Here is a 22,730-nt window from a genome sequence, read left to right as displayed (position 1 = left end):
GACTACGATGCAGGTCTCTTACAGTTGAAGAAGCTGGGATTCTCCGGCTCTTCTCGCACTAAGGTATATCGAAACTGTTCTCTCTGTTTCCGTCTGAAAATAGCGCTTCACGTATTTCTGGCTCCCCTTCAGGAAGACAGCCCTTATTGATGGGTATTCTGAATGTTACGCCGGATTCGTTTTCTGACGGCGGTCATTTTCAGGCCCCGGAAACAGCGCTGGCACACGCCCGGTCCATGCTCACTGATGGTGCCGACATTCTGGATATCGGGGCGGAGTCAACGCGACCTGGTTTTCGCTCAGTGCCGGCCGATGAAGAATGGGCACGGCTTGAGCCGATTATTAACCGTCTTGCGCCTGAGGGCGTTCCGATCTCGGTCGATACAACGAAAGCTGTGGTCGCTCGAAAATCTCTTCAGGCGGGCGCACGAGTTATCAATGATGTCTGGGGCTTTCAGGCCGATCCAGATATGGCGTTCGTGGTGGCAGACAGGGGAGCCTCGGCGGTTCTCATGCACAACCGGCATGATTGCGATGATCAACTGGATCTACTGGCGGACTGGCGCCGGTTTTTTGATCATTCACTCAATCTGGCTGAGAAGGCCGGGGTAAAGAAAGACTTCCTGATTCTGGACCCGGGAATTGGTTTTGGAAAAACACAGGATCAGAACGTCCAGGCCGTGGCCTCTCTTGGTATTCTGAAGCAGGAGTATGGTCTGCCGGTCCTTCTGGGGCTCTCCCGGAAGTCTATGTTTGGATATCTTCTGGGCCGTCCTGTAGACGAACGGCTGGCGGGAACCCTGGCTGCCAATCTTTTCGGTGCAGATGCTGGCGCTGATATTCTGCGTGTTCATGACGTTCGGGAGCATGCAGATGCGCTGGCAATGCGCCAGATCCTGAAGGACTGTAAATGATTACCGCTCCGCTGACTGCCGTCTTTGTTCGGGATCTTTGTCTGTTCGGCTATCATGGCGTGTTGCCGGAAGAGAACCGGATCGGGCAACGCTTCATCATTGATATCGAAATTCGTGCAGATCTCTCAGGGGCTATCGAAACAGACGATTACCTTCAGGCCGTCTGTTACGGCACTTTGTGCGATATCGCTTCTGACATCGTGACCGGAAAGCCCATGGGCCTGATAGAGGCACTCGCGGGACGGATTGCTGATAAGGTTTTGAGGCGTCTGGGGCGTGTTGAGCAGGTTCTTGTGACCGTGCGTAAGCCGGCTGCACCCGTGCCCTATCCTGTATCGGAAACCGCGACGACAGTTGAGCGCCAGCGGGTTCATGAGGTTGCGTTCTCACTGGGCGCTAACCTGGGGGACCGTGAGGCAATGCTGGCAGCCGCAACAGATTGTCTGTCTCTGGAGAGTGGCTTGCAGCTTCTGAGCGTCTCCTCCCTGTACGATAGTGCACCGTGGGGTGGGATCGATCAGCCGGGATTCGTCAATCTGTGTGTAACGGGTCAGACAACGCTGCGTCCTCATGCAGTGCTGGCAATTTGCAAGAGGATTGAGCGGGAGTTGGGCAGGCAGCCGGGTGTCCGCTGGGGGGCACGGGCCATCGATATTGATCTTCTTCATTATGATGAATGCAGTATTTCTGACCGTGTTTTGACGCTGCCGCATCGTCATCTGTTTGAGCGGGCGTTTGTTCTCGAACCTCTGGCGGAAATAGCGGCAGAGCGTGTGATTGGTGGACGTCGGGTGGCGGACGCGCTAGCAGTCCTGCCTCGAACCAGCGGAGATGTGACCCGGCGTGACCCGGATCGTGCCGCTTCGGGAAACGAAGGAGCCTGAAACCCGACATGACTGACCGGAACGCCACGGCTGCAAAAGCCAGCAATGAAGATCTGCGCCCGCTCGAAGGCTTGTCTCGGCCTGCCGATGCGCAGGAGCGGATTGCGGGCGCAGTTCGTACAATTCTGGAAGCGATCGGGGAAAGTCCGGAACGCGAGGGCTTACATGACACGCCTCAGCGCGTGGCAAAGATGTATCTGGAAGTGTTCGAAGGTCTGTATGAAGACCCGCGCGATCATCTGAAGACGCAGTTCTCAGCAGACCAGCACCATGGTGCCGTTATCGTCAAAGATATCCATTTCCATTCCATGTGTGAGCATCACCTTCTGCCGGTGCACGGTAAGGCGCATGTGGCCTATCTGCCGGCAGGCGGGCGTTTGACGGGCCTTAGTAAGCTGGCGCGCGTTGTGGAAGGTTTTGCTCGACGCCCCCAGTTGCAGGAGCGCCTGACCGATCAGGTCGCGCAGGCCATGGAAGATGTGCTGGCGCCGGAAGCCGTTCTCGTTGTGATTGAAGCCGAGCATATGTGCATGAGCATGCGCGGTGTACGCTCGCCGGGTTCCACTACGGTTACAATGATTGCCCGTGGAACCTGGAAGCATGACCATGCAGCCCGCATGGAGATCCTATCTCTTCTGCGAAGCTGAAAAGCTTTAAAGATCCGATATGCTCATGTCTGCCCGGTTCCACCAGCAGGCTTGGGCAGCGCGATCGACTTGCGGAAGATAGAATGAGGGATCGCCGCTGAGCTTGACCGTGTTGGTCGGGGTTTCTTCAAGCTCAATTTCATGAACACGAAGCTTTCCGCCCTGATCGGCCAGAATGGCTGTCAGCTTGGCAAGCAGAAGCGCGGTCATGACTTCGGTCGTAGGGTCGCCTGGCGTGACGACGATCCTGCGTGCGCGTTCAGGCTCGTGATCCCGAAACCATGTCAGCAGCGGGTCTTGCTCCGATAGCTGCAAAGCATGGTCGAGACTGTTGTCTATGAAATCATGCCAACGGGTTTTGGCCTCTGCAAATGGCAGGATCATGTTCTGGTGACCATCCAGCCGTTTCTCTTCGACAGGCCGGAGTGTCACTTTCACATATTCATTATGCCCATGGGGAACCGCACACTTCTCACTGGTGCCAGTAATAAGCCTGTGGCCCATGCAGAAACGGCGCGTAAAGACGAGTTCTGCGGTCATGCTTTGCTCTCGCAATAACGGCGCCATCCTTCAGCACGGAGCTGACAGGCCGGGCATGTGCCGCAGCCATAACCCCAGGCGTGCTGATGTGTGCGATCTCCCATATAGCAGGAGTGGCTCTCCTGATTGATAAGATCTACGAGCGCTTTTCCGCCAAGTTCTTCTGTCAGATCCCAGGTTTGGGCTTTGTCGATCCACATCAGGGGCGTGTGCAGCACGAAGCGCTGGTCCATGCCCAGGTTCAGGGCAACCTGCAGCGCTTTGATCGTATCGTCGCGGCAGTCGGGGTAGCCCGAATAATCGGTTTCACAGACGCCCGTAACGATATGCTTGACGTTGCGACGATAAGCCAACGCGGCTGCGAATGTCAGGAAGATCAGGTTGCGACCTGGCACAAAGGTATTGGGTAGGCCACTTTCGTTGAATCCAATTTCTGCTTCTCGGGTCAGAGCGGTCTCGGACAGGGCGCCAAGGCATGCCAGATCAATGGTATGATCTTCGCCCAGCCTTGCTTTCCATTCTGCAGAATGGGCTGCCATCTGCGCGCGCAGGGTGTCACGGCACTCAAGCTCGACAAGATGTCGTTGTCCGTAAGCGTAACCTACGGTCTCAACACGGTCGAAATGGGAGAGAGCCCAGGCGAGGCAGGTTGCTGAATCCTGGCCGCCAGAAAACAGGACAAGGGCGGCGTTGCTCATGGAATTCCGATCATCTTGTGAGTTTGCAGGGAAAGGCGCCAGCGCGGATGTGCCAGACAATACGCAACAGCAGCCTGCGTGTTTTCCAGGCGGTTAGGTCCATCCATTGGCTGCAACCAGAAGTGCTGGAAGGATAGCGTGTCGAACAGTTCGGGCGGAAGCTCGATCTGGGGATATACGAGCTTCAGTTCCGAGCCATTTTTCTGGACCAGGGCGCCACCCGGCTTGGGGCTGACACAGATCCAGTCGATCCCGTCCGGTGCGGCGATTGTTCCGTTGGTTTCAACGGCAATCTCAAACCCCCGGGCCTTAACGGCAGCAATCAGTTCCGCATTCAGTTGGAGAAGTGGCTCTCCTCCTGTGAACACAACATAACGGCGGCCCGAAGCATCAGCGACGCTTTGCCAACATTGTTCGATAGTATCCGCCAGAGTGGCAGCGTCTTGAAAGCGGCCGCCTCCTTCACCGTCGGTTCCAATAAAATCCGTGTCGCAGAAGCGGCATGCTGCCGTTTCACGGTCCTGCTCTCGGCCTGACCACAGGTTGCACCCGGCAAACCGGCAGAATACCGAGGCGCGACCCGTCTGCGCACCCTCTCCCTGGAGGGTGACGAACATTTCCTTCACAGCATAAGACATGACCGCAGCATTTCGGCGAGGACGCGGCCAGATGCAAGGGAAAACATTCTTTTATCTGCGGACAGGCGTTTCGAGGGCACGCAGGGGTGGGCAGAAACGTCTTTCATGGTAGGGAGAAGCCCATGGAAGACAGCAACTCCCGTACTCCCATACTCGATCTGGCTCCCCAGAAGGGATTCGGCCGTATCCGGGCCGCATTGGATGACCTGAAGGCCGGCTTTCGGCTGCTGCCACTGGCTGTTGCTCTTGGCTGGCTGGACATCAAGCTCCGTTATCGCGGGTCAGTGCTGGGGCCATTCTGGCTGACACTTTCGACCGCAATCATGACGGCAGCCATGGGGGTGGTCTACGGCTATCTTTTCCATATGGATCTGCCGCATTACCTGCCGTTCCTGTCGCTTTCGATTGTATTGTGGGGGTATGTCAGCGGCGTCATTAATGATGCGGCAACGGCTTTTACTCAGAGTACGTCGCTATTCCATGCCAGAAGAATTCCCGCCACGCTGCCGGTTATTCGACTGATTGTCCGTAACGTGCTGATGCTGCTCCACAACGTGGTGGTGATTGCCGTTGTGTTTGGCATCTATCATATCTGGCCCAAGCAGAGCTGGAGCCTGCTTCTGAGCGTCCCGCTCTGGCTTCTGGACAGTTTTTCGATCATTTTGCTGATTGGTATGCTGGGGGCACGCTTTCGGGATATTGCACCGATCATGGCGTCACTTCTGCAGATCTTCTTTTTCGTCACACCCGTGATCTGGAAGCCCGATCTGATCTATGCCGGGCGCCAATATCTGCTGCTCGATCCCTTTTACCCCATTATTGAAGTCATGCGTGGCCCACTCATGGGGTACGAGGTCAGACCCGTTCTTTGGTATGCTGCTATCGGACAGGGCATCCTTCTTTGGGCCGCCGCTGCTGCATTGTTCTGTCGTATGCGTGCCCGTATTCCATACTGGATCTGATGTAATGCCAAGTATTGTCGTTGATCAGCTTCGGATCGATTTTCCCCTGTACCATGGCCAAAGTCGCTCATTGAAGCGGCATGTAGGGGACAGGTTATCCAGTCTTCGTCCTGGTTCTCCGGCAGCGCATCTTGTTCAGGATGGCCGTGAGAGAACTATTGTTAGCGTTTTACAAGATATCAGCTTCAGTCTCGCGCCGGGTGAGCGGCTTGGTTTGATCGGCCGAAACGGTGCCGGCAAAACGACGCTTCTTCGTTCGCTCGCGGGTATTTACGAGCCAGTACACGGGCGTGTTCGCCTGGAAGGCTCAATCGGGACATTGCTGGATAGTAGCCTTGGCATGAACGTGGAGCTGACAGGACGCGAAAATATCCGTCTGTTTGCGCTGCACGGTGGTCTTTCCAAGCAGCAGACGGCGCAGTTGGATCAGGATGTTGAGGCATTTGCTGATCTGGGCAGTTATATGGATATGCCCGTCAAAGCCTATAGTTCAGGAATGACGGTTCGCTTGGCTTTCGGTTTGGCAACAGCCATGACGCCGCAGATTCTGCTCATGGACGAATGGTTCCTGGCCGGGGATGGTGCCTTTATGAACAAGGCACGGGAACGGTTGGAAGCCATGGTTGAGCACGCGGACATCTTGGTGATTTCAACCCATCAGCCAGATATTATGCGGAAATGGTGTACGCGGGTTATCTGGCTGGAAAATGGGAAAATCCGGATGGATGGACCTCCGGATGAGGTTCTGGAGGTTTACCTCACAGCCTAAGTGACTTGGCTCAGGCTGTCGTATCCAGGCTCCTGCTTTTGTCAGTGGCTCCAGACGTGCTGCTTGTTGTGCTTTCAGAAATAATATTGCCGGACGAATCTGTAACTGTGGTGGTGACAGTGCCATCAGCGTTTGTCGTTGTGGTTGTCTCTTCGGCGGAAGAAGAGGAGGATGACGCGTTCGAGCTCTGGCCGGTTGCTGTGGCATAGAGCGCCGACATATTGGAAGCGGTACCAAGAGCAGAAATGGAAGACATAAGTGCATCCTGAGAAGATGAGAGGATGCTTAGAGTTTCTGCTTGAGAGGTTAAGAATTTCTTACGAAATTAAAGGCTCTTTGTAGCCAAATGTAACGCTAATTACTGAAAGGCTAAAAGACGAAAATCCCGTTTTTACTGTAGATTTTTTTTGGGGATGGGGGATTTAATGGTCACTCTTTAAGAAGAGTGGCGCGAGTGACGGGGCTCGAACCCGCGACCTCCGGCGTGACAGGCCGGCGCTCTAACCAACTGAGCTACACCCGCAAATCGCTTTAGGCGATCTTTGGACCGTCCGTTCGGGGCCGTGTTGGCTTCCTCTCGGTCGGTGGCGGTGATTTAGCAGCGTGCTCTGGGGGTGGCAAGAGCGTTTTTTAAAAAAATGCTTTTTTCGAACAAAAAAAATAACTTGCAGGAAAAACGTGACCTGCGAACAGTGTAACTGTTTGAAACGTTTGATTGGGTACGTGCGGTAATGCGGGTGTTGAAGCGATTGGGAGCCGTTGGACTCCTTTCAGGAGTTCTATCGGCTTGCGCGCCAACCGGGCCTCATAATTGCAAGCTGTATATCAGTGGCGTCATGCCCATCATCAATGAGTCTGGATCGCCGATTGTCCGAGCTGGCATAAATGGGCATCCGGCCGCTCTTATAGTCGATACCGGGGCTACGACTTCTGTAATCGGGAGTGCCTATATCTCGCCGTTTGGACTGGAAGTCATGGGGCCGGTCGGTACCATGACGGGTGTAGGCGGCAGCGAACTTGTTCAGGCTGTTCGCATCAAGAGCCTGGAAATGGGGCCATCCAGCGCCAAGAATTTTGCGGTCATTGCCGGTGGGAAGTTTGGGGGGCATGCTGATGGTCTGCCTGTCGTTGGGCTGTTCGGGCAGGAATTTCTGGCAAACTATGATACCATCGTCGATGTGCCTGATCATGTTGTCCAGTTGGTTCGCACGGAAGATTGTTCGTTTCCGACACCAGGGTGGGACGGAACAGTCCACAAAATTCCCGTTACCCACTCTTCGACAGATGGATTGAAAACGAGGCTCCAGATCAAGATTAATGGCAAACCAGCCGAGGCCATCCTGGATACAGGTGCTTCCTCAACTCTCGTGACAATGAGTGCAGCACGAAGGGCAGGGGTCACTCAGGCTATGCTGAATAATGATCCCGTCATGCCTGGATATGGGGTCACGCGAGACCCTATAAAAATCTACCGACATTTCTTTTCTACGCTGGAAATTGGGGACATTGTATTCAGAAACATCAGACTGGATGTTGTTGATGATCTTTCAGAAAGCGATGTTCTTCTTGGTAGTGACTTCCTGAAGCATTACCGGGTTTGGATCTCTCGGGATGATTATCTTTACGCTCAACATGATAAAGATATTCCTGCTGCAGACGCGGGCCAGAGTACAGCCTCGCAGCCGTAGTCCCTGGATGCTCTGTCAGCGCTGTTAACGGAGTATAAATCAGTCACTGGTAAAATAGCCCTTCATGCCTCTCGCGCCGTGCGGACTTGGGGCAGGTTCTGTTTTGACAGGGTGATCTGGAATGTTCTTTTCGCGCGAGCCTGTACGCCCTGAGAGCAGTGGCATCACATTGCCGCTGCTGTGCGTAATTCTGGCGTTTCCTATGATGCTGCTGTTTGGAGCAGCGTACTGGCGCGTACGAGAAATGTCTGGCTACGGAATTTTAAATTGCCTTGCGCCAGATGCTTTAGTTTTTCTGGGCATAATTCTCTCCGACATTCTGATCTTTTGGAAAGTGTTTCTTCCAGTCAAGCGGCTGTCGTACGGCTTGTCTCAACTGGCAGTTCAGGATGTGTTCTCTTCTAGTAACCCTTTTCCTGATCTCGCTGGCGTGCATGAACGTTTGCTAGGTCTGCAAACTGATCTGGAGAGAAGTCAAAAGCGTGCTGTCGAAGCGCAGGCGTCCATAAAGAACGCTCAGGAAGAAGCTAATCGTTCCCAAAGTGAAGCGATGGCCGAAGCTGGCTCGCGCGATGAGATGATAGACGTACTTGGGGCGGCGTTAAAGAACCTCAAAGCAGGTCGCCTTGACCAGAAACTGGAGGAGGCCTTCCCGGAAAAATACGAGCGCCTTCGACAAGATTTCAATGCGACGCTGACTGATCTTCAGAGAATTCTGATGTCTCTGAATGATAGCGTCGGAACAATTTCTTCTGGATCTGCCGAAATTGCGTCTGCCGCCGATGACCTGGCCCACAGGACGGAACAGCAAGTCAGTCGGCTTGAAGAGACGACTCAGTCCGTTGGAAGTGTGACGGAGACGGTCAAGAAGACCGCAGACGCGGCAATGCATGCCAGTATTGTGGTGACCCAGACGCGTGAGCGCGCCGAGAGTTCTCGAGATGTCATGGCAGCAGCAATGGCTGCAATGCTTGATATTCAGCAATCATCCAAACAAATTGGGCAAATTCTGGGGCTTATCGATGATATTACGTTCCAGACAAACCTACTGGCGTTAAACGCTGGCGTAGAGGCAGCCCGGGCTGGAGATGCTGGACGAGGGTTTGCTGTTGTCGCCACAGAGGTGCGAGCTCTCGCTCAGAGATCGGCCAATGCTGCGAAAGATATCAAAAATCTTATTACGTCCAGTACGCAGCAAGTCAGCAAAGGCACAGTCCTTGTTCAGGAAACTGGTGCTGCCATGAAAACCATTGTTGAAAATGTCGGTGAAATCAGCGTGCTGATTGGAGAAATCGCGACTGCTGCGCAAAGCCAGGCAAATGATCTGTCTGAAATTAGCCTGGCAGTAAACCAGATGGATCAGAATACGCAGCAGAATGCAGCAATGGTCGAGCAAGCTACGGCTGCGAGCCATAACCTTAGTAGAGAAGCGCGAGAATTGGTGCAGATTGTTCATCATTTTCATGTAGGCGAGCGGAACTCATTTGGAGCTGTTCATGCGCAGGTCGATCATAATATCGTTCCCGCGACCTCTTTATTTTCAACGCATGATTTTCAGACCTCTGATGACGGTTGGGAGGAGTTTCGGTGATGACAGTGCTTTGTCTCCCGGCAGATATGGGAACTGCGTTTGCAAAGCATTTTTTGGAGCAGCTTAGAAAGCAGGCGACAGATATTGTTTTGGATGGTGGCGCTGTCAAACGTTTGGGGGGGCGGTGTTTCGAAATTTTACTCGCAGCTCAAAAAACAGCTCATGAGCGCCAAGCCTGTTTTTCTATTCAAAATCCATCCGTTGAATTTCAGAAAGCTCTCGAATTGTTGGGAGGCACCTTCCTACTTGAGAAGGAAAATAATCAATGAATATAATGATTGTTGATGATTCTAGAACGATCCGAAATATTCTGCGAAATATATTGGAGAAAGCTGGATATAATGTCTGTCCTGCGGAGGATGGATTGGACGCGCTAGAAAAGCTGAAATTATTTGATCCGAATATTATTATTACGGATCTGAATATGCCACGAATGGATGGCTTAGAGCTTGTTAAAAAGCTGCGATCCGGACCAAAGACGGAATACTTGCCAATTCTTTTTTTGACGACTGAAGGGGGGCCGGAGGTTCGCAAAAAAGGATGTGAATCTGGTGCTACGGGATGGCTGTTGAAGCCATTCAATGCGGAGCGATTACTGGAGACTATTGAGCGAGTATTACCATGAACGATCAAGATAGCTTGGGAGAAATTCGTCAGATTTTTTTTCAGGAATGTGAAGAGAATTTATCTGTACTTGAAGAAGAGCTCGGAAGCATCGAGTCATCGCAAGACAAGTTTTCTAAGATAAATGCGATATTTCGTGCTGTTCACTCCATTAAAGGTGGAGCTGGCGCCCTTGGTATGGAAAAATTAGTTCGTATTTCTCATCTCTTTGAAGAAGTGCTTGATAAATTTCGATCAGGATTTCGTAATATTGATCAAGACGCAGTCGTAATTTTTCTAAAAACAACTGATTGTCTGGCTGAAATTATTTCTTTTTATCGATCGGGTTCTGAATTAATAGAAACAAATGATATCTCTGATGATCTTTGTCATTACCTAAATGATACAGGTGTTTCAGATAGAGATTCGAAATTCATATCTAATTTAACAAAAGAGATTGATGAATTTGAATTTCATCCTGTCAAGATAGATCTCGGATTACCGGAAGAAAATACGTTTTATATTGAAATTAGCCCAACATTATCATTTTATTCTCATGGTGACGATGTACCGAATTTATTTATTTTTTTACAAAAAAAAGGTGTTCTTACGGTTGAATTGGATGCAGCTAAAATTCCGTCTCTAACGTCTTTTGCGACGGACGTATGTTATCTAAAATGGAAAATAATCCTGAGAACATCTGAAGCCAGAGAGAATATTGAAGAGATATTTGAATGGTCAGGGGGGGATTTTAGTTACGAATTTATTGAATCTCCCTCTGCCACGGATAGTTTAGAATTAAAATTTCTACCTACCACGAAGCATGAAAATTCTAATGATGGCTTAGTCGGTCCTGTGGGAGTGAACCGAGACCATCAATATAATAATAAAGAGTATTCGACAGTTCGTATATATACAAGTAGAGTAGACAAGCTTGTAGATTTAGTAAGTGAATTAATTATTAATCAGGGAGCTATACGTTCTCAGATGAAATTAAGTAATGTTCTACCTGGATCATCACTTGACATAGCAATGTCTGAATTGAATCATCTTACCCAAGAGTTGCAGGAAAATGTAATGGCAATGCGTGCGCATCCCATTAAAGCTGTTTTCCAGCGTATGAACAGAATTGTGAGAGAGGCAGCGCGTCTTTCTGGAAAGAATGTGGTGTTTCATACGGAAGGTGAAGAGGTAGAAATTGATCGGTCAATAATGGAAAAACTTTCTGAGCCATTAATGCACTTAATCCGGAATGCGATAGATCATGGTATAGAAGAACCTAATGTCAGAGAAGATAATGGAAAAAATAAAGAAGGAAATTTATATTTAAGAGCTTTTATTCGTTCTGGCCGTTTCGTGATCGAAGTAGAAGATGACGGCGGCGGCCTGAATTCTGATAAAATTTATGAAAAGGCCCTTTCTAGGGGCATTATTGTGCCTGGAAGTCATCTTGGAAAAGAAGAAATTCAAAGTTTAATTTTTTCTCCAGGCTTTTCTACACTTGATGTTGTTTCGGATTTGTCCGGTCGCGGTGTAGGAATGGACGTAGTAAAGAAAAATATATTTGAAATGGGAGGAAAAATTTCAGTTTCCTATGAAGAAAAAAAAGGAACTAAATTCTTAATTTCTTTACCGATGACACTTTCTGTTCTTGAGGGATTAATATTTAAGATGGAAGAACAAAAATTTATTGTTCCAATAAGCAACGTTATTGAAGCTTTTTTGCTTAATGAAAAAAAAATATTCAGAATATCTGAATTTGATATGAAATATTTGTATAGAAACGAGTTGATACCTATTTCTTTTAAAAAAAAGAATGACTCATCAATATGTTTGGTTCTGGAAAATGATCAAAAAATAAAACATGCTATAATTGTTGACGAATTAATAGAGCAATCCAGATTTGTTATAAAATCGATAGAAAGTAATTATAAAAAAATACCTGGATTTTCGTCTTCAAGTATTCTTGGAGATGGAAGTGTAGCTCTTATTATTGATGTCGATTGCTACATCGATAATTTTATTTGATCCACCGCACAAAATCGGAGTTAAGTAAATGTCAAAAATTTTAGTGTTTTTATCTGATAATCAAGAGTATTCTGTAGATATATCATATGTAAAAGAAATAAGGAATTGGACAAAATCAACTATTGTCCCAAATTCTCCTGATTTCTTGGAGGGAATTATAAACATCCGTGGATCAGTTATTCCTCTTATTAATTTTAGCAAAAAAAATAATTCTACGTCAAATAATAATCAAAAAAAAGCCATTATTGTTTTTGAGGTTGATAATAAAACAATCTCTTTTTCTGTCGACGATGTTTTAGAGATACTACCTTATCATAAGGAAGATTTACGACCTATAAATTTTAATGAAAGTCATATTTTCTTGGAAGGTATTATTTCATTAGAGGAAAGAAATATATTCAAAATAAAAGAAAAATCTTTTGTGGTGGGTTGTATAAATGAACAACAATAAAGAAGCATTAAGAAAAAAAGATCTTTTTATTGTTCGTGATATAGCAAAAAAAATATCTGGAATTCATCTGAATGAAAACAAAAGTTATTCTGCTAATTTGAAAATTTCTCGCATTTTGAAAGACTTTGATTTTGAAAACATAAATGATTATCTTAAAATGATAGAATCAAACGAGGGAAAATATAAGAAAGAAGAGATAATATCGGCACTAACTACAAATGTTACATCATTCTTTAGAGAAAATCATCACTTTGATTATTTGCTAAGATTATTATGTCACGATTTTCATGCAGAAATAATGAGAGATGAGAACATTCGTATTTGGTCTTCCGCCTGCTCAAGTGGAGAAGAAGCTTATTCTGCCGCGATGACTGTGGCTGAGGCACTAAGTGAATGTCATTTAAAAAAAATAAAAATTTTAGGGACCGATATAGATGCAGAGATGATTAGGAGAGCTAAAGGAGGTGTCTATTCCAAAAATAATATTCCCAAAAATTTATCAGAAAAATTCGATAAATTCTGCATTTTTTTTGAAAACAAATTTTCTTTTTTACAATATATTAACGATTTAGTTTTATTTAGAAATCTTAATATTATTGATGAGTGGCCTTTTCAATCGAAATTTCATGCAATTTTTTGTAGAAACGTTACAATTTATTTCGATAAAAAAACTACTGATATTTTGTGGAGAAGGCTTACTAGTCGTCTTCATATCAAGGGTGAAATTTATATTGGTCACTCTGAGAGAATAACCAACTTTGAGGAATTGGGTCTTCGACCTATTGGAATAAGTGCTTACAAAAAAGTTGTATGATACAAGTGAACTACACAAATTCTGGTCCTTCTGTCTCAAATTCATCTGTATCAGTCTTGATTGTAGATGATTCTCTGACAAGTCGAGCGCTCATAACGCTTTCATTGAGACGAGACAAACGCGTTCAGGTAGTGGGAACTGCAACTACACCCCTTGAGGCGCGGGATATGATTATCCGCCTGAAGCCAGATGTTTTGACTCTTGATGTCGAAATGCCGGGAATGAATGGGTTGCAGTTTCTTGAAAAGATCATGCGTTTACGCCCGATGCCGGTTGTTATGGTTTCCAGCTTATTGTCTCCTCACGGGGAAATTGCGGAACAAGCTCGGCAGATGGGCGCCGTAAGCTGTTTCTCCAAATTACCTGCTTTGCCAGGCGAGGATGCTTTTGAGGGACTTGGAGAAGCTATAGTTCAAGCTTCGTTATCGCGAGTAGCAACGACCTCAGTAAAAAAGGAGGTAAGGGACGTCATCGTGGTAATCGGTGCGTCTACAGGTGGTGTAGAGGCTCTTTCCGATGTTCTGAAAAATTTTCCTGCTGACTGCCCGCCTACTGTGATTGTGCAGCACATACCGCAGCAGTTTTCTGAGAATTTTTCTCGGCGGCTCAATTCAATTTCTCGCCCTCAGGTTAACCTTGTGACAGACTTTTGTCGTCTCGAACGGGGGCGAGTTTTGATCGCGCCTGGAGGTGAGGCGCATACAGAAATTGCTTATGATGAAAAAGCTGCTTCTTACATCTGCCATTTGGTTCCGCGCCCGGCCGTGAACGGCCATCGACCTTCTGTGGATGCGCTTTTTCTCTCTGCCGCCCAAACTGCCGGCTCTCAAGCTGTCGGCGTCATTTTGACCGGGATGGAAGCCGATGGTGCGCGCGGGCTACTAGCTATGCGAGAAGCTGGGGCCAAAACAATAGGGCAGGATCAACAGACTTCGGTCATCTACGGCATGCCCAGAGCAGCATTTGAGTGTGGCGCTGTAGAGACGCAGCTCCCCTTACCTGAAATAGGCGCTGCTATTATTCGGTTGGCGGATCCCAGAAAAATGGAGACTTATCAATGATTTCGGCCTCATCCATGTCTGTTCTTCTTGTGGATGACCAAACATCCATCCGTTCTCTGTTGAGGAACAGTCTTGTTCAATTAGGCTTTGTGAAAGTTTCTGGCGTCCGTAATGGATTGGAAGCTCTTGAACATCTGAATGCAAATCCAACACATCTGATCATATCAGATTTCAATATGCCAGATATGGATGGTCTGGAGCTGTTAAAGGCTGTGCGCGCGTCGTCTACGATTGGAAAAACGGGTTTCATTATGTTGACGGGGCAAGCCAATAAGGAGCTGGTACAGCAGGCTATTTCAGCCGGAGTAAACAATTTTCTGGCTAAGCCTTTTACCACAAGCTCGCTAAAATCACGGATCGAGGCAGTATTCGGTCCCATCTGTGGAGCGTAACTTTGTGGATCAGATCAAACTTGCTGTTTTGTTTCAAGGAATGGCGCAGCAGTGGGCCCAGGCATCATCTTTCTGCAGAGATGTTGAGACCGTCATGCTGGATGGTTGCGGCCAAAATGCGGGTGGCTCTCTGCAGGGACTGGATGTCCTGATGCAGGAGTTTGAGCAAATGAGTGCGCTCTCCCTGCGTCTTTCGAGGCAGTCTGATGTACAGCGTGTGACAATTGCTAGTCACGAAATTGAACAAGTGACTTTGGAGCATCTTCGCAGGATGCTTAAAGGGCAGCCTGTCGCTCCATTCTCTGTTGCGGATGTAGAACTATTTTAAGTGTCCCTCAGCTTGGCTGACTAGCGTCGCCAGGTTGGGAGTGAACCATTGTCCGATGCTTCTGGAGGCCGCGTAGTAGCTGCTCCGCATCTGAAGGCGTAAAAACAAAACCGACGGGCCCATATGCAGGGTGTTGAAAGGCCAGCAATGACCCCTCGGTTAGCGCATCAATCTGCAAAGCCCAGTTTGTTTTATACACGGGAGCGAAGCGCGCTCCTTCAATCGGTGCTGGCGGGCGCTTTTCCAGTAGCGCGGTGCGTGCCATCCCCAAGCTGGTAATCAACTGGTTCAACTGGGCTTCGTCCAGAGAAATGTCACCGGTCAGACCGCTTCCATCCAAAAAGGAGAGAATGATCTTTTGCCCGTCTTCTGAGCGGGTTACCTGCATGCGCGGGTTGTTAGTCATCTCGAGCGCCTCTTTTCAGGGGGTTCCAACGGGAGAATTCTGATGGAATGGACCACTCCATGTCCACCAACCCAAGCGTGTAGCGGTTTGGGTAAGAGCTTCTTCGGCTTCGTGAGCTTTTTGTGGGGTAGGGAAGAGGCCAAAGCAGGTAGCGCCTGATCCGCTCATACGCGACAGAAGGCAATCCGACTGGCTTTGAATCGCAGTGAGAACGTCAGAAATAATCGGGGCATGAGCAATCGCGGGCGCCTGAAGATCATTCGCCGTTTGCAGTAATAGATCCACAAGGTCCCGCATTGACGCCCATTGGCTGGGGAGCACCGGTTTTGTACGCTGGACGATACCCCCCATTGCGGCAAAGCTGCGGAAGATATCGGGCGTTGACACACCAACACCTGGATTAATCAGCAGAATTCCGCCGTTCGGCATGTCTGGTGCTGAGGTCAGAATCTCTCCAATCCCCTCCATGCGTGTCGCTTGCTGGCGAACGCAGACGGGAACGTCGGCACCAAGGGGCTCTGCAAGTGCGCAAAGATCGGACTCTGTTGCGTTCCAGACGCCTGACAGGAGGCGCAGCGTGCACGCGGCATCCGCTGAGCCGCCGCCAATACCTGATGCGACAGGTAGATCCTTTTTCAGCGTCAGTCGGTAGGCGTCATGGGAGCCACTTTTTGCCTGAAGCGCACGGGCTGCCTTGAGGACGAGATTGCTGTCGTCGGCTTCAAGGCCTTTGCCAAATCGTCCTTCAATGGACAGAGAAAACCGATCGCACTTTTCTCCCACACTGATTGTGTCAGCTGCCCCGGCGAAAACTGCGAGGCTGTCGAGCAGATGATACCCGTCAGGCCGCCGCCCCGTGACATGCAGATAGAGATTGATCTTGGCGTGGGCGGTATCTTGAAGACGGGTCATTTGTTCTGTTCGAATGATTTGAGATGTGGGCCGCCCTGCTGGAGGGCATTCAGAATGAGAGTGCGATCCTGAGGCTGCGGATTGTCATCCAGAGACTGGTTCCATTGATCCTGCGCCTCCGTGTGGCGACCGAGATACCAATAGGCAACGCCCAGATGATAGCCGATTTCGGCATCACTCGAGGCATGTTCTGCAGCTTGAATAAGAATGGGTAGCGCGGTTTTCAGGTCACCTTTGGCCTTGAGAAGCGCCCAGGCGTAGCTGTCCTGAATAGATGGATCGTTAGGCTGGAGTTCCACCGCGCGTTTAAGCAGCTGCAGGGCGTGGTCTTGGTCAATATCGTGTTCGATACTGGCATACCCGACGAAGTTGAGAACTTCGGGCTGGTCAGGGGCGAGTTCCAGCGCATGGTGCATATCTTCCTGCATCATGGCCCAGTCTCCGTTTTCCTGGGCGGCCATGGCGCGACCGAGAAGTATCGGCCAGGCAATCTCCTTTCGAGGAGGAGAGGCCTTGAGAGCTTTCGTATAAAGATCGATCGCCTCGGCATGATGGCCCATCTGATCCTGAACTTCAGCCAGTTGAACCAGAAATTGCGGGTTGCCCGGAAGCAGGGTCAGCGCGCGATGAAGCGCATCGGCCTGAAGTGGAAGATCGTGGGAGTGGCTGGCCAGATTGACTCGCTCCTGGGCAGCCAGTGCTGCCAGAGAGTCCGTGCTGGAAACCGAATTGAGTGTCTCAAGGCCCTTCGAGATCTGATTGCCGTCACGGAAGGTATCGGCAAGGAAAATGCGTGCAACCGTGAGGGTGGGATCAAGGTAGAGGGCCTGTTGCAATGCGATGATGGCCGGATCGTGAGGAATGCCTTCCTGCTGAATAACGTCCGTGATCATCAGGGCAAGTTGCAGGTTCAGAATTGCCGCACCCTGAGATGGAGAAAGGGGCGGTCGTTTTTTCAGGTTATGCTGAAGTGGCCCAATGATCATTGAGGCGAGAGGGGAACTCACTCCCAGCGCAGCAACGGCATCAAGTGCCGCCTTATGCTGGCCCTGACTTTCCAGCCAGCCACCATAAATCTGGGCGTAAAGAATCTGGAGCGTCAGCGGATCATCGGGGCTGTTGCCAGTCTTCTGATAGAGAAGTTCTGCCTGATGTTGAGAAGGCAGTCGCTCCGCAATGAGCGCGGCATGGAACTGGTACAGGCGGCGTGTCGGGGCAAAGGTCGCAGCGGCGTTGAGGGTGGAGAGTGCCTGCTCGACATGGCCTTCGTCTGCCTGCGCCCATGCCAGAAGAACTGGCGTTGCAACAGAGGCCAGAGGGCCTCGATGATTGTTGCGGCTCAGGGTCTGGCGCATTTCCGTCCAGGATTTCCGAGTAACCGCGTTCTGGGCAAGGACGAGGGTGGCGATATCGCTGGCGGGAAGCGTTTTGGCGAACGTCACAGCCTCATCTTCATGTCCGGTCATGGCAGCGTAGCGCAGAGCATCTTCGCGCAGCTTCAGATCGCGGGAAGATAACGTCAGGACATGTGAGAGCGCGTTATAGGCCGCGTCGATCTCTCCGCGTTGCATCATGACGCTCGACGCCAGCAGCCATCCAGTCAGGGATTTCCCGGGATCAATAGCGGGCATTGTTTCTGGAGGAGGGGCAGCAAATGCTGAGGGCAGGAGGGTTCCCGCCAGCAGAAGTGCCGAGAGACCCGCGCGAAGCGAGTGCGAAAAAACCGGAATTGATCTGGGCCAGCCGCGCGTGATCTGCATAATGGGTCAATTCTAGACCGCATGTGGTCATACGCCAACCTGAACGGATTTTTCATGACACCCCAGCCTGTTCCGAGCCGGGCAGAACTGCTTGCCGCGCTACAGCTGCAATATGACTGGGGTGTGGACGAGGTTCTTTCGGAAGAGACGATTGACCGCCTTTCGGATGTGCCTCGGAGTCTGCCTGCCCGAGTGGACACCTTACACGCCCGACCAGCGTTACCCAGGGAAGTGCCGTCGCCTGCGCCGATATCGCCCGGGCTGGAACAGGCACGTGATCTGCCTGCCTTGATTCGGGCGAGTGAAACGCTTGATGATCTGTTTCTGGCCCGGACGGCAACGCACCGGCTCAAGCCCGTTTTTGTCGATGCTGCGCGTTTCATGCTGATCGGAGAGACGCCGGACGCGGATGAAGATCGCTCTGGAGAACTTTTTGCGGGGCGTGCCGGTGAGCTTCTGGATCGAATGCTGGCCACTGCAGGGCTGGAACGCTCCGTGCTCTCAATGGCACCAGCGGTTCCATGGCGGCCGCCGGGAGGGCGTGGTGTAACGGATCAGGAGATGCGGTCCTGTCGTCCGTTACTGTTGAAAACGATTGCCCTGTGTCGGCCACCGTTTCTGGTGACGATGGGAGTAACGCCTCTGCGGCTGCTTCTGGGGGATCAGGCCATGCTGAATCGGCTGCGTGGCAAATGGACGGAAATTCGGATTCCCGAGCTGGATGCACCGGTTGCTCTGCTGCCTATGCGACACCCGTTACAACTCGCTGCCAGCCCTGCTGCACGCCGGAATGCGTGGCAGGATCTTCTGGTTTTGATGGAGCGATTGAGTGCGGAAAATACAGAACTAAACAAGTCCTGATTTAGGCCTGTAAAAAACTTCGCGAAAACGCAAAAAACTACTCGAAAACAGGTGTTTGCCACTGGATTGTTCCAGTGTGTGGCGATATCATCGCTTAGTCCGAGGCTCTGTTCTGGTTAACCAAAACTTGCCAGCGGGCCAGAAACCGGGTAGCACCCGGCGGCTATGCGAAGGATTACCCCTTTCATCTCAGGTGGCACGGCGCGAGCGTTGCTTGTGAGTGTGCTGATTCTGACCGGTGGAACTTTCTCCCCGGTGCGTGCTGACGGTGTGCAGACTCTGCCGCCTCAGCCAGACCATGCTGGCGATGAAACAGCGTTTGCAGAAGCCCGTCCCAGCCTCGGTGGGGACGGCATTGTATCGCTGCCACACCCTCTGACGGCCACTATGGCCAGTCGATATCGTCTGATCCTGCAGGCGCAGCGTCGTGGTGACCTGCAAGAAGCCATGGAGCAGACGCGTTTGCTTACGGATCGCGTCCTACTGGGCGATGTTCTGGCAGATCGCTATCTTGCGCCTGGTGCTCATCCAGGGGCGGACCAGCTTCGCGACTGGCTGAAAAACTATTCAACCCAGCCGGACGCCCCTGCAATTCAGGGGCTTCTGGTAAGGACTGCTCCGGCAGGCTCCGTTCAGGTCCAGACTTTTGTGAGGTCTCTGGCGCCTGAAGATCGTCCTGAAACCGTTCACCTGCCCAATAGTTCCCCTGCGGACCCATTGGCGCATGCCTTTACGCGTAATCCCCTTCTGGATCGTACGGTTCAGGAGCGGGTGATGCAGGGCGTAAAGGGCGCAGCCAGCGCACTGCACCTTGTGGATATCACGCCCGGCATGACCCCTGCCTATGCAGGGCAGCTTTACGGAGAAATTTCTCTGGGGCTGCTTTCGCAGGGAGATGCTCAGAGCGCGCTGCGTCATGGTTGCGCCGGCTTCGAGCGCGGAGGCCATCAGGTTGGTCTTCCTGCTTATGTCGCTGGTCTGGCTGCCTGGCGTCAGGGACATCTTGATGCGGCATATGAGCTGTTTGAATCGGCGGCGAATGCTCCAGTAACATCGCCTGAGCTTCATGCAGCCGCAGCGTTCTGGGCTGCGCGTGCAGAAATTCGCCGTCACGCAATGGCGGCATATGTGTCTTGGCTCCATCGTGCAGCGAACCATCATGAAACATTTTATGGGATGCTCGCCGCTCAGACACTGGAGCTTGGACGTAAAGGCCATGCCCGCCTGCCAGACAGCGTAACGGAAATCACGCTCCATGATCCTGTTCCGGTTCTTGGGGAAATTGACGTCGAGGCCATCAGTGCGCTCCCACAGGGCCGACAGTTGTTTGCCCTGCTTCAGATTGGCGAGCGTGCACGCGCCGAGGCGCTGATGCGGCGGATGTGGACGGACGTGGCGCCTGATAGTGCGCGGTCCCGGTCCTTGCAGCTTGTTGCTCAGACTGCCGGATTTGAAGATCTGTCCGAACAGCTCGCGTCGCTCATCATGAACGGGGAGAGCCGGCCACAAGCGGCTGGTGCGGATTTGCCGATGCCTCGTCTCAAGCCCAACCATGGCTTCCGGATGAACCCGGCTCTGGTTTATGCCCTCACGCGCGTTGAATCGAATTTCGATGCTGCCGCTACATCCGGGGCGGGTGCGCATGGGCTGATGCAGATCCGGCCGATCACAGCAAGCTTCATCACCCTGCATCACCAGACATACGATGCCCATGGAATGGCTGTCATTCCCGTGCCGCCTGACATGGTAAATCGCCTCCACAACCCGTCGTCTAATCTGGAAATCGGTCAGCTTTACGTGCTGTATCTGGCTTCCCAGTCGAGCCATACATCTTTGTCGGCGCGGCCTGAGGGCGGGGATCTTGTACGGGTTCTGGCGTCTTACAACGCAGGGCCTGGCGCTATCGCCCGCTGGGAAAGTGCACAGACGGCAGATCTGCATGATCCGCTGTTCTTTATGGAAACGCTGCCCAACACGGAAACGCGTGACTATGTGCATCGCGCCCTGACCTACACGTGGCTGTATGCACATAAGATGGGGCTCTCTTCGCCGTCTCTGAAAGCGCTGACGCATTCTGAGTGGCCATCATTTGGCGCGGAGCAGGCTCTGGCTCATGAGCAGATGGCGCTGAACTAAGAATAAAAAAACCTCGCATCAGCATTTTGATGCGAGGTCTCTTCAGAAAATCGCCCGGCCTCAGTTGCCGGGCTTTTTTTGTTTTTGGGGCTTAGCTTTTCTGGGTCTGGATGCCCAGATCTTCCATTTCTTCATGAACCGCAGATGCTTTGGCGGAAGAGTAAACCTCCATCGCGGAAGCTCCCTTTGGCTGTTGCAAGCGGATGAAGCAGGTGATGACTGCGGCAAGCAAATACAGTGCTGCGTAGATGTAAACGACGCCCTGCGTGCCGTAGCCAGTAACAAACAGTGTTGCCAGTGCCGGGCCCAGGAAGTTGCTCAGGCCACCGCCAAGGTTTTGCACGGAAACTGCGGCACCTTTGTGATCGGGCGCAATAGCGGGGAAAATTGCTCCCATAGGCACAAATGCGTTTAGCGTTAAAGCTAGGAACAAGGCACCGATAATTGCGGTGAACATGTTGCCGGGCATCAGGTGCGGGATGAAATAGAAGGCGAGGCTTGCCATTGCACAGCCGACAAAGCCGAACCAGCGCATCTGACGCAGCCAGCCGATCCGGTCTCCAATAAGGCCCCAGACCACGTTGGTCACAGGCTGAACCAGGAAGAACGCACCATAGATCCGCAGCCATTGCGGCATGGTGAAGCCAACTTCCGGAGACGTGTAGAACAGCGGCATGATGACCGGAAAGCCGAAGAGAGACAGATTGCAGATGACGCGCGTGATGAGTGCCAATGCAATATCGCGGTTCTCAACAATCAGCGTCAGGCTGCGACTGATCTCGATCAGCTGTTCCTTGACGGACACCTTGGCTGCCAGTGGCTTGGCCTCAGACGGGTCTTCGCGGATGGTCAGGCAAGCCAGTGCGCCGCCAGCCAGAACCCAGGCCAAAGACATCCACAGGGTCGGCATGAAGCCGAAAGCGGGGATGGTCCAGCTTGGCAGGAAGGACGCGATGATGCCGTAACCCAGCGTGAACATCGACCAGACCCAGCCGATGGCAGAGGCCAGACGATGATCGGGGGTTTTCTGGACGATCCAGAAGAAGAACGCATAGAAAAACAGCGGGTATGCAAAGCCGCGCAGACCATAGAACAGCATCATCATCGGGAAGGAGTGCTGTCCGAGGCCAAGCCCGAGGAACGCGACGTGGCACAGTGCCCACCAGATGGTGCCGATCGCCATGATGCGGCGCGCGCCATAAACTTCGGCCAGCACGCCAGACAGCCAGCTCGAAATGGCGGCTGTTGCACCGTAAATGGTGAAGAGCATTCCTGCCTGTTTGGGCGTAAAGCCAATCTGCGTGACGTATTTGGCAAGAAACGCAACTTCGATGCCGTCGCCCGTCATGTACAGGGCAACGGCGATATAACCCCACAGCAGCATCACTGGCATGCCCCAGAGGATGCGGGATTTGGTGACGGCTGATCGATGGGGTGGAGAAAGCTCTGTGGCACTCATGAATGTCATGCCTTCCTGAAGGAAAGGGAGGATGGAGTGTCTTCACACGGCAACGATGACAGATCGGTGCTTTCCAGAGGGCCAAGCAGTGTGACGATCCCGGGGGAGGCCAGTCCAAGAAACTGTGCTTCGATACCACTGAACACACCTGCCGAGCGTGATGCCGGAGGCAGGATGTTAAAACGTTT

The 22,730-nt window shown here is 51.4% G+C and carries 25 protein-coding genes and 1 tRNA gene; 17 read left to right on the top strand and 9 right to left on the bottom strand.

Annotated elements, in window-relative coordinates:
* Window positions 1–149: 149 nt before the first annotated feature.
* From folP to folE, 3 genes are read left to right on the top strand one after another with little or no spacing between them, the layout of a single operon-like run.
* A complete protein-coding gene (gene folP / locus KP705_RS07170; RefSeq protein WP_211498838.1) occupies window positions 150–914 on the top strand; it encodes a dihydropteroate synthase in 765 nt (254 codons plus the stop codon).
* The gene (gene folK, locus KP705_RS07165) at window positions 911–1,798 is read left to right on the top strand and encodes a 2-amino-4-hydroxy-6-hydroxymethyldihydropteridine diphosphokinase (RefSeq protein ID WP_215764231.1); all 888 of its coding nucleotides are present in this window, start codon (window positions 911–913) and stop codon (window positions 1,796–1,798) included. The genes folP and folK overlap by 4 nt, the downstream gene beginning before the upstream one ends.
* 8 nt (window positions 1,799–1,806) lie before the next feature.
* Window positions 1,807–2,445: a GTP cyclohydrolase I FolE gene (gene folE / locus KP705_RS07160; RefSeq protein ID WP_211514056.1), complete on the top strand. Its 639-nt coding sequence runs from the start codon at window positions 1,807–1,809 to the stop codon at window positions 2,443–2,445.
* A gap of 6 nt (window positions 2,446–2,451) precedes the next feature.
* Here the strand turns inward: folE and KP705_RS07155 are convergent, their stop codons facing one another.
* The 3 genes from KP705_RS07155 to queE are packed head-to-tail and all read right to left on the bottom strand — an operon-like array spanning window position 2,452 to window position 4,321.
* A complete protein-coding gene (locus tag KP705_RS07155) occupies window positions 2,452–2,985 on the bottom strand; it encodes a 6-carboxytetrahydropterin synthase (RefSeq protein WP_046900060.1) in 534 nt (177 codons plus the stop codon).
* Window positions 2,982–3,683, bottom strand: coding sequence for a 7-cyano-7-deazaguanine synthase QueC (gene queC, locus KP705_RS07150; protein WP_046900059.1), 702 nt, complete (start codon window positions 3,681–3,683; stop codon window positions 2,982–2,984). Before queC ends, KP705_RS07155 begins: the two co-directional genes overlap by 4 nt.
* A complete protein-coding gene (gene queE, locus KP705_RS07145; RefSeq protein WP_046900058.1) occupies window positions 3,680–4,321 on the bottom strand; it encodes a 7-carboxy-7-deazaguanine synthase in 642 nt (213 codons plus the stop codon). Before queE ends, queC begins: the two co-directional genes overlap by 4 nt.
* A gap of 122 nt (window positions 4,322–4,443) precedes the next feature.
* On the opposite strand from queE, the gene KP705_RS07140 reads away from it, so the two are divergent.
* Window positions 4,444–5,283: an ABC transporter permease gene (locus KP705_RS07140; protein WP_046900057.1), complete on the top strand. Its 840-nt coding sequence runs from the start codon at window positions 4,444–4,446 to the stop codon at window positions 5,281–5,283.
* Between the two features lie 4 nt (window positions 5,284–5,287).
* Window positions 5,288–6,052, top strand: coding sequence for an ABC transporter ATP-binding protein (locus KP705_RS07135; RefSeq protein WP_046900056.1), 765 nt, complete (start codon window positions 5,288–5,290; stop codon window positions 6,050–6,052).
* Window positions 6,053–6,062: 10 nt separating this feature from the next.
* Here KP705_RS07135 and KP705_RS07130 read toward each other — a convergent pair whose 3' ends face one another.
* Together KP705_RS07130 and KP705_RS07125 are read right to left on the bottom strand one after the other, a co-directional pair.
* Window positions 6,063–6,308, bottom strand: coding sequence for a hypothetical protein (locus tag KP705_RS07130; protein WP_046900055.1), 246 nt, complete (start codon window positions 6,306–6,308; stop codon window positions 6,063–6,065).
* 190 nt (window positions 6,309–6,498) lie between these two features.
* Window positions 6,499–6,575, bottom strand: a tRNA-Asp gene (locus KP705_RS07125).
* A gap of 313 nt (window positions 6,576–6,888) precedes the next feature.
* Here KP705_RS07125 and KP705_RS07120 point away from each other — a divergent pair.
* The 10 genes from KP705_RS07120 to KP705_RS07075 all read left to right on the top strand — a co-directional run bounded on the left by KP705_RS07120 (window position 6,889) and on the right by KP705_RS07075 (window position 15,008).
* Window positions 6,889–7,740: a retroviral-like aspartic protease family protein gene (locus tag KP705_RS07120; RefSeq protein ID WP_235271721.1), complete on the top strand. Its 852-nt coding sequence runs from the start codon at window positions 6,889–6,891 to the stop codon at window positions 7,738–7,740.
* Between the two features lie 121 nt (window positions 7,741–7,861).
* Window positions 7,862–9,331 carry a methyl-accepting chemotaxis protein gene (locus KP705_RS07115; RefSeq protein ID WP_235271720.1) on the top strand — a complete coding sequence of 490 codons (1,470 nt, stop codon included), beginning with the start codon at window positions 7,862–7,864 and terminating at the stop codon, window positions 9,329–9,331.
* Entirely contained in the window at window positions 9,331–9,600 is a 270-nt protein-coding gene (locus KP705_RS07110; protein ID WP_046900053.1) for an STAS domain-containing protein, read from the top strand. Before KP705_RS07115 ends, KP705_RS07110 begins: the two co-directional genes overlap by 1 nt.
* Window positions 9,597–9,956, top strand: coding sequence for a response regulator (locus tag KP705_RS07105; RefSeq protein WP_046900052.1), 360 nt, complete (start codon window positions 9,597–9,599; stop codon window positions 9,954–9,956). Before KP705_RS07110 ends, KP705_RS07105 begins: the two co-directional genes overlap by 4 nt.
* A complete protein-coding gene (locus KP705_RS07100; RefSeq protein WP_215764230.1) occupies window positions 9,953–11,962 on the top strand; it encodes a chemotaxis protein CheA in 2,010 nt (669 codons plus the stop codon). Before KP705_RS07105 ends, KP705_RS07100 begins: the two co-directional genes overlap by 4 nt.
* Before the next feature lie 28 nt (window positions 11,963–11,990).
* Window positions 11,991–12,413 carry a chemotaxis protein CheW gene (locus KP705_RS07095; protein ID WP_080951415.1) on the top strand — a complete coding sequence of 141 codons (423 nt, stop codon included), beginning with the start codon at window positions 11,991–11,993 and terminating at the stop codon, window positions 12,411–12,413.
* The gene (locus KP705_RS07090) at window positions 12,400–13,227 is read left to right on the top strand and encodes a protein-glutamate O-methyltransferase CheR (RefSeq protein ID WP_046900050.1); all 828 of its coding nucleotides are present in this window, start codon (window positions 12,400–12,402) and stop codon (window positions 13,225–13,227) included. The genes KP705_RS07095 and KP705_RS07090 overlap by 14 nt, the downstream gene beginning before the upstream one ends.
* Entirely contained in the window at window positions 13,224–14,288 is a 1,065-nt protein-coding gene (cheB, locus tag KP705_RS07085) for a chemotaxis-specific protein-glutamate methyltransferase CheB (RefSeq protein WP_046900049.1), read from the top strand. Before KP705_RS07090 ends, cheB begins: the two co-directional genes overlap by 4 nt.
* Window positions 14,285–14,680: a response regulator gene (locus KP705_RS07080; protein WP_046900048.1), complete on the top strand. Its 396-nt coding sequence runs from the start codon at window positions 14,285–14,287 to the stop codon at window positions 14,678–14,680. The genes cheB and KP705_RS07080 overlap by 4 nt, the downstream gene beginning before the upstream one ends.
* A gap of 4 nt (window positions 14,681–14,684) precedes the next feature.
* Window positions 14,685–15,008, top strand: a complete 324-nt coding sequence (locus KP705_RS07075) for a hypothetical protein (protein ID WP_046900047.1) — start codon at window positions 14,685–14,687, stop codon at window positions 15,006–15,008.
* Between the two features lie 7 nt (window positions 15,009–15,015).
* Here the strand turns inward: KP705_RS07075 and KP705_RS07070 are convergent, their stop codons facing one another.
* From KP705_RS07070 to KP705_RS07060, 3 genes are read right to left on the bottom strand one after another with little or no spacing between them, the layout of a single operon-like run.
* Window positions 15,016–15,414 carry a hypothetical protein gene (locus tag KP705_RS07070; protein WP_232309090.1) on the bottom strand — a complete coding sequence of 133 codons (399 nt, stop codon included), beginning with the start codon at window positions 15,412–15,414 and terminating at the stop codon, window positions 15,016–15,018.
* 15 nt (window positions 15,415–15,429) lie between these two features.
* Window positions 15,430–16,326 (bottom strand): 4-(cytidine 5'-diphospho)-2-C-methyl-D-erythritol kinase, encoded by an 897-nt coding sequence (locus KP705_RS07065; protein ID WP_046900045.1) that lies wholly within the window; start codon window positions 16,324–16,326, stop codon window positions 15,430–15,432.
* Entirely contained in the window at window positions 16,323–18,086 is a 1,764-nt protein-coding gene (locus KP705_RS07060; protein ID WP_046900044.1) for a tetratricopeptide repeat protein, read from the bottom strand. The genes KP705_RS07065 and KP705_RS07060 overlap by 4 nt, the downstream gene beginning before the upstream one ends.
* Before the next feature lie 54 nt (window positions 18,087–18,140).
* On the opposite strand from KP705_RS07060, the gene KP705_RS07055 reads away from it, so the two are divergent.
* Together KP705_RS07055 and KP705_RS07050 are read left to right on the top strand one after the other, a co-directional pair.
* On the top strand, window positions 18,141–18,947 hold the full coding sequence (locus tag KP705_RS07055) for a uracil-DNA glycosylase family protein (RefSeq protein WP_200898316.1): 807 nt from the start codon (window positions 18,141–18,143) through the stop codon (window positions 18,945–18,947).
* Between the two features lie 210 nt (window positions 18,948–19,157).
* The gene (locus tag KP705_RS07050) at window positions 19,158–21,083 is read left to right on the top strand and encodes a transglycosylase SLT domain-containing protein (protein WP_211496054.1); all 1,926 of its coding nucleotides are present in this window, start codon (window positions 19,158–19,160) and stop codon (window positions 21,081–21,083) included.
* Between the two features lie 91 nt (window positions 21,084–21,174).
* Here KP705_RS07050 and KP705_RS07045 read toward each other — a convergent pair whose 3' ends face one another.
* Complete coding sequence (locus KP705_RS07045; RefSeq protein ID WP_064274160.1) at window positions 21,175–22,542, bottom strand: MFS transporter; 1,368 nt, start codon at window positions 22,540–22,542, stop codon at window positions 21,175–21,177.
* Window positions 22,543–22,730 lie beyond the last annotated feature (188 nt).

The sequence above is a fragment of the Gluconobacter sp. P1D12_c genome (assembly GCF_018812105.1).
In the GTDB taxonomy this organism is placed as follows: domain Bacteria; phylum Pseudomonadota; class Alphaproteobacteria; order Acetobacterales; family Acetobacteraceae; genus Gluconobacter; species Gluconobacter oxydans_A.
The sequence above is the reverse complement of the archived record's forward strand: the minus strand, read 5'-3'. Positions and strand labels throughout refer to the sequence as shown.

Bases quoted from the DNA above. Each gene is read 5' to 3' on its own strand.
- KP705_RS07155 (WP_046900060.1), bottom strand. From the start codon at position 2,985: ATGACCGCAGAACTCGTCTTTACGCGCCGTTTCTGCATGGGCCACAGG.
- queE (WP_046900058.1), bottom strand. From the start codon at position 4,321: ATGTCTTATGCTGTGAAGGAAATGTTCGTCACCCTCCAGGGAGAGGGT.
- KP705_RS07045 (WP_064274160.1), bottom strand. From the start codon at position 22,542: ATGAGTGCCACAGAGCTTTCTCCACCCCATCGATCAGCCGTCACCAAA.
- KP705_RS07110 (WP_046900053.1), top strand. From the start codon at position 9,331: ATGACAGTGCTTTGTCTCCCGGCAGATATGGGAACTGCGTTTGCAAAG.
- KP705_RS07115 (WP_235271720.1), top strand. From the start codon at position 7,862: ATGTTCTTTTCGCGCGAGCCTGTACGCCCTGAGAGCAGTGGCATCACA.
- KP705_RS07055 (WP_200898316.1), top strand. From the start codon at position 18,141: ATGACACCCCAGCCTGTTCCGAGCCGGGCAGAACTGCTTGCCGCGCTA.
- KP705_RS07100 (WP_215764230.1), top strand. From the start codon at position 9,953: ATGAACGATCAAGATAGCTTGGGAGAAATTCGTCAGATTTTTTTTCAG.
- KP705_RS07065 (WP_046900045.1), bottom strand. From the start codon at position 16,326: ATGACCCGTCTTCAAGATACCGCCCACGCCAAGATCAATCTCTATCTG.
- KP705_RS07095 (WP_080951415.1), top strand. From the start codon at position 11,991: ATGTCAAAAATTTTAGTGTTTTTATCTGATAATCAAGAGTATTCTGTA.
- cheB (WP_046900049.1), top strand. From the start codon at position 13,224: ATGATACAAGTGAACTACACAAATTCTGGTCCTTCTGTCTCAAATTCA.
- KP705_RS07080 (WP_046900048.1), top strand. From the start codon at position 14,285: ATGATTTCGGCCTCATCCATGTCTGTTCTTCTTGTGGATGACCAAACA.
- KP705_RS07060 (WP_046900044.1), bottom strand. From the start codon at position 18,086: ATGCAGATCACGCGCGGCTGGCCCAGATCAATTCCGGTTTTTTCGCAC.
- KP705_RS07105 (WP_046900052.1), top strand. From the start codon at position 9,597: ATGAATATAATGATTGTTGATGATTCTAGAACGATCCGAAATATTCTG.
- KP705_RS07120 (WP_235271721.1), top strand. From the start codon at position 6,889: ATGCCCATCATCAATGAGTCTGGATCGCCGATTGTCCGAGCTGGCATA.
- folP (WP_211498838.1), top strand. From the start codon at position 150: ATGGGTATTCTGAATGTTACGCCGGATTCGTTTTCTGACGGCGGTCAT.
- queC (WP_046900059.1), bottom strand. From the start codon at position 3,683: ATGAGCAACGCCGCCCTTGTCCTGTTTTCTGGCGGCCAGGATTCAGCA.
- KP705_RS07140 (WP_046900057.1), top strand. From the start codon at position 4,444: ATGGAAGACAGCAACTCCCGTACTCCCATACTCGATCTGGCTCCCCAG.
- KP705_RS07070 (WP_232309090.1), bottom strand. From the start codon at position 15,414: ATGACTAACAACCCGCGCATGCAGGTAACCCGCTCAGAAGACGGGCAA.
- KP705_RS07130 (WP_046900055.1), bottom strand. From the start codon at position 6,308: ATGTCTTCCATTTCTGCTCTTGGTACCGCTTCCAATATGTCGGCGCTC.
- KP705_RS07090 (WP_046900050.1), top strand. From the start codon at position 12,400: ATGAACAACAATAAAGAAGCATTAAGAAAAAAAGATCTTTTTATTGTT.
- KP705_RS07135 (WP_046900056.1), top strand. From the start codon at position 5,288: ATGCCAAGTATTGTCGTTGATCAGCTTCGGATCGATTTTCCCCTGTAC.
- folK (WP_215764231.1), top strand. From the start codon at position 911: ATGATTACCGCTCCGCTGACTGCCGTCTTTGTTCGGGATCTTTGTCTG.
- folE (WP_211514056.1), top strand. From the start codon at position 1,807: ATGACTGACCGGAACGCCACGGCTGCAAAAGCCAGCAATGAAGATCTG.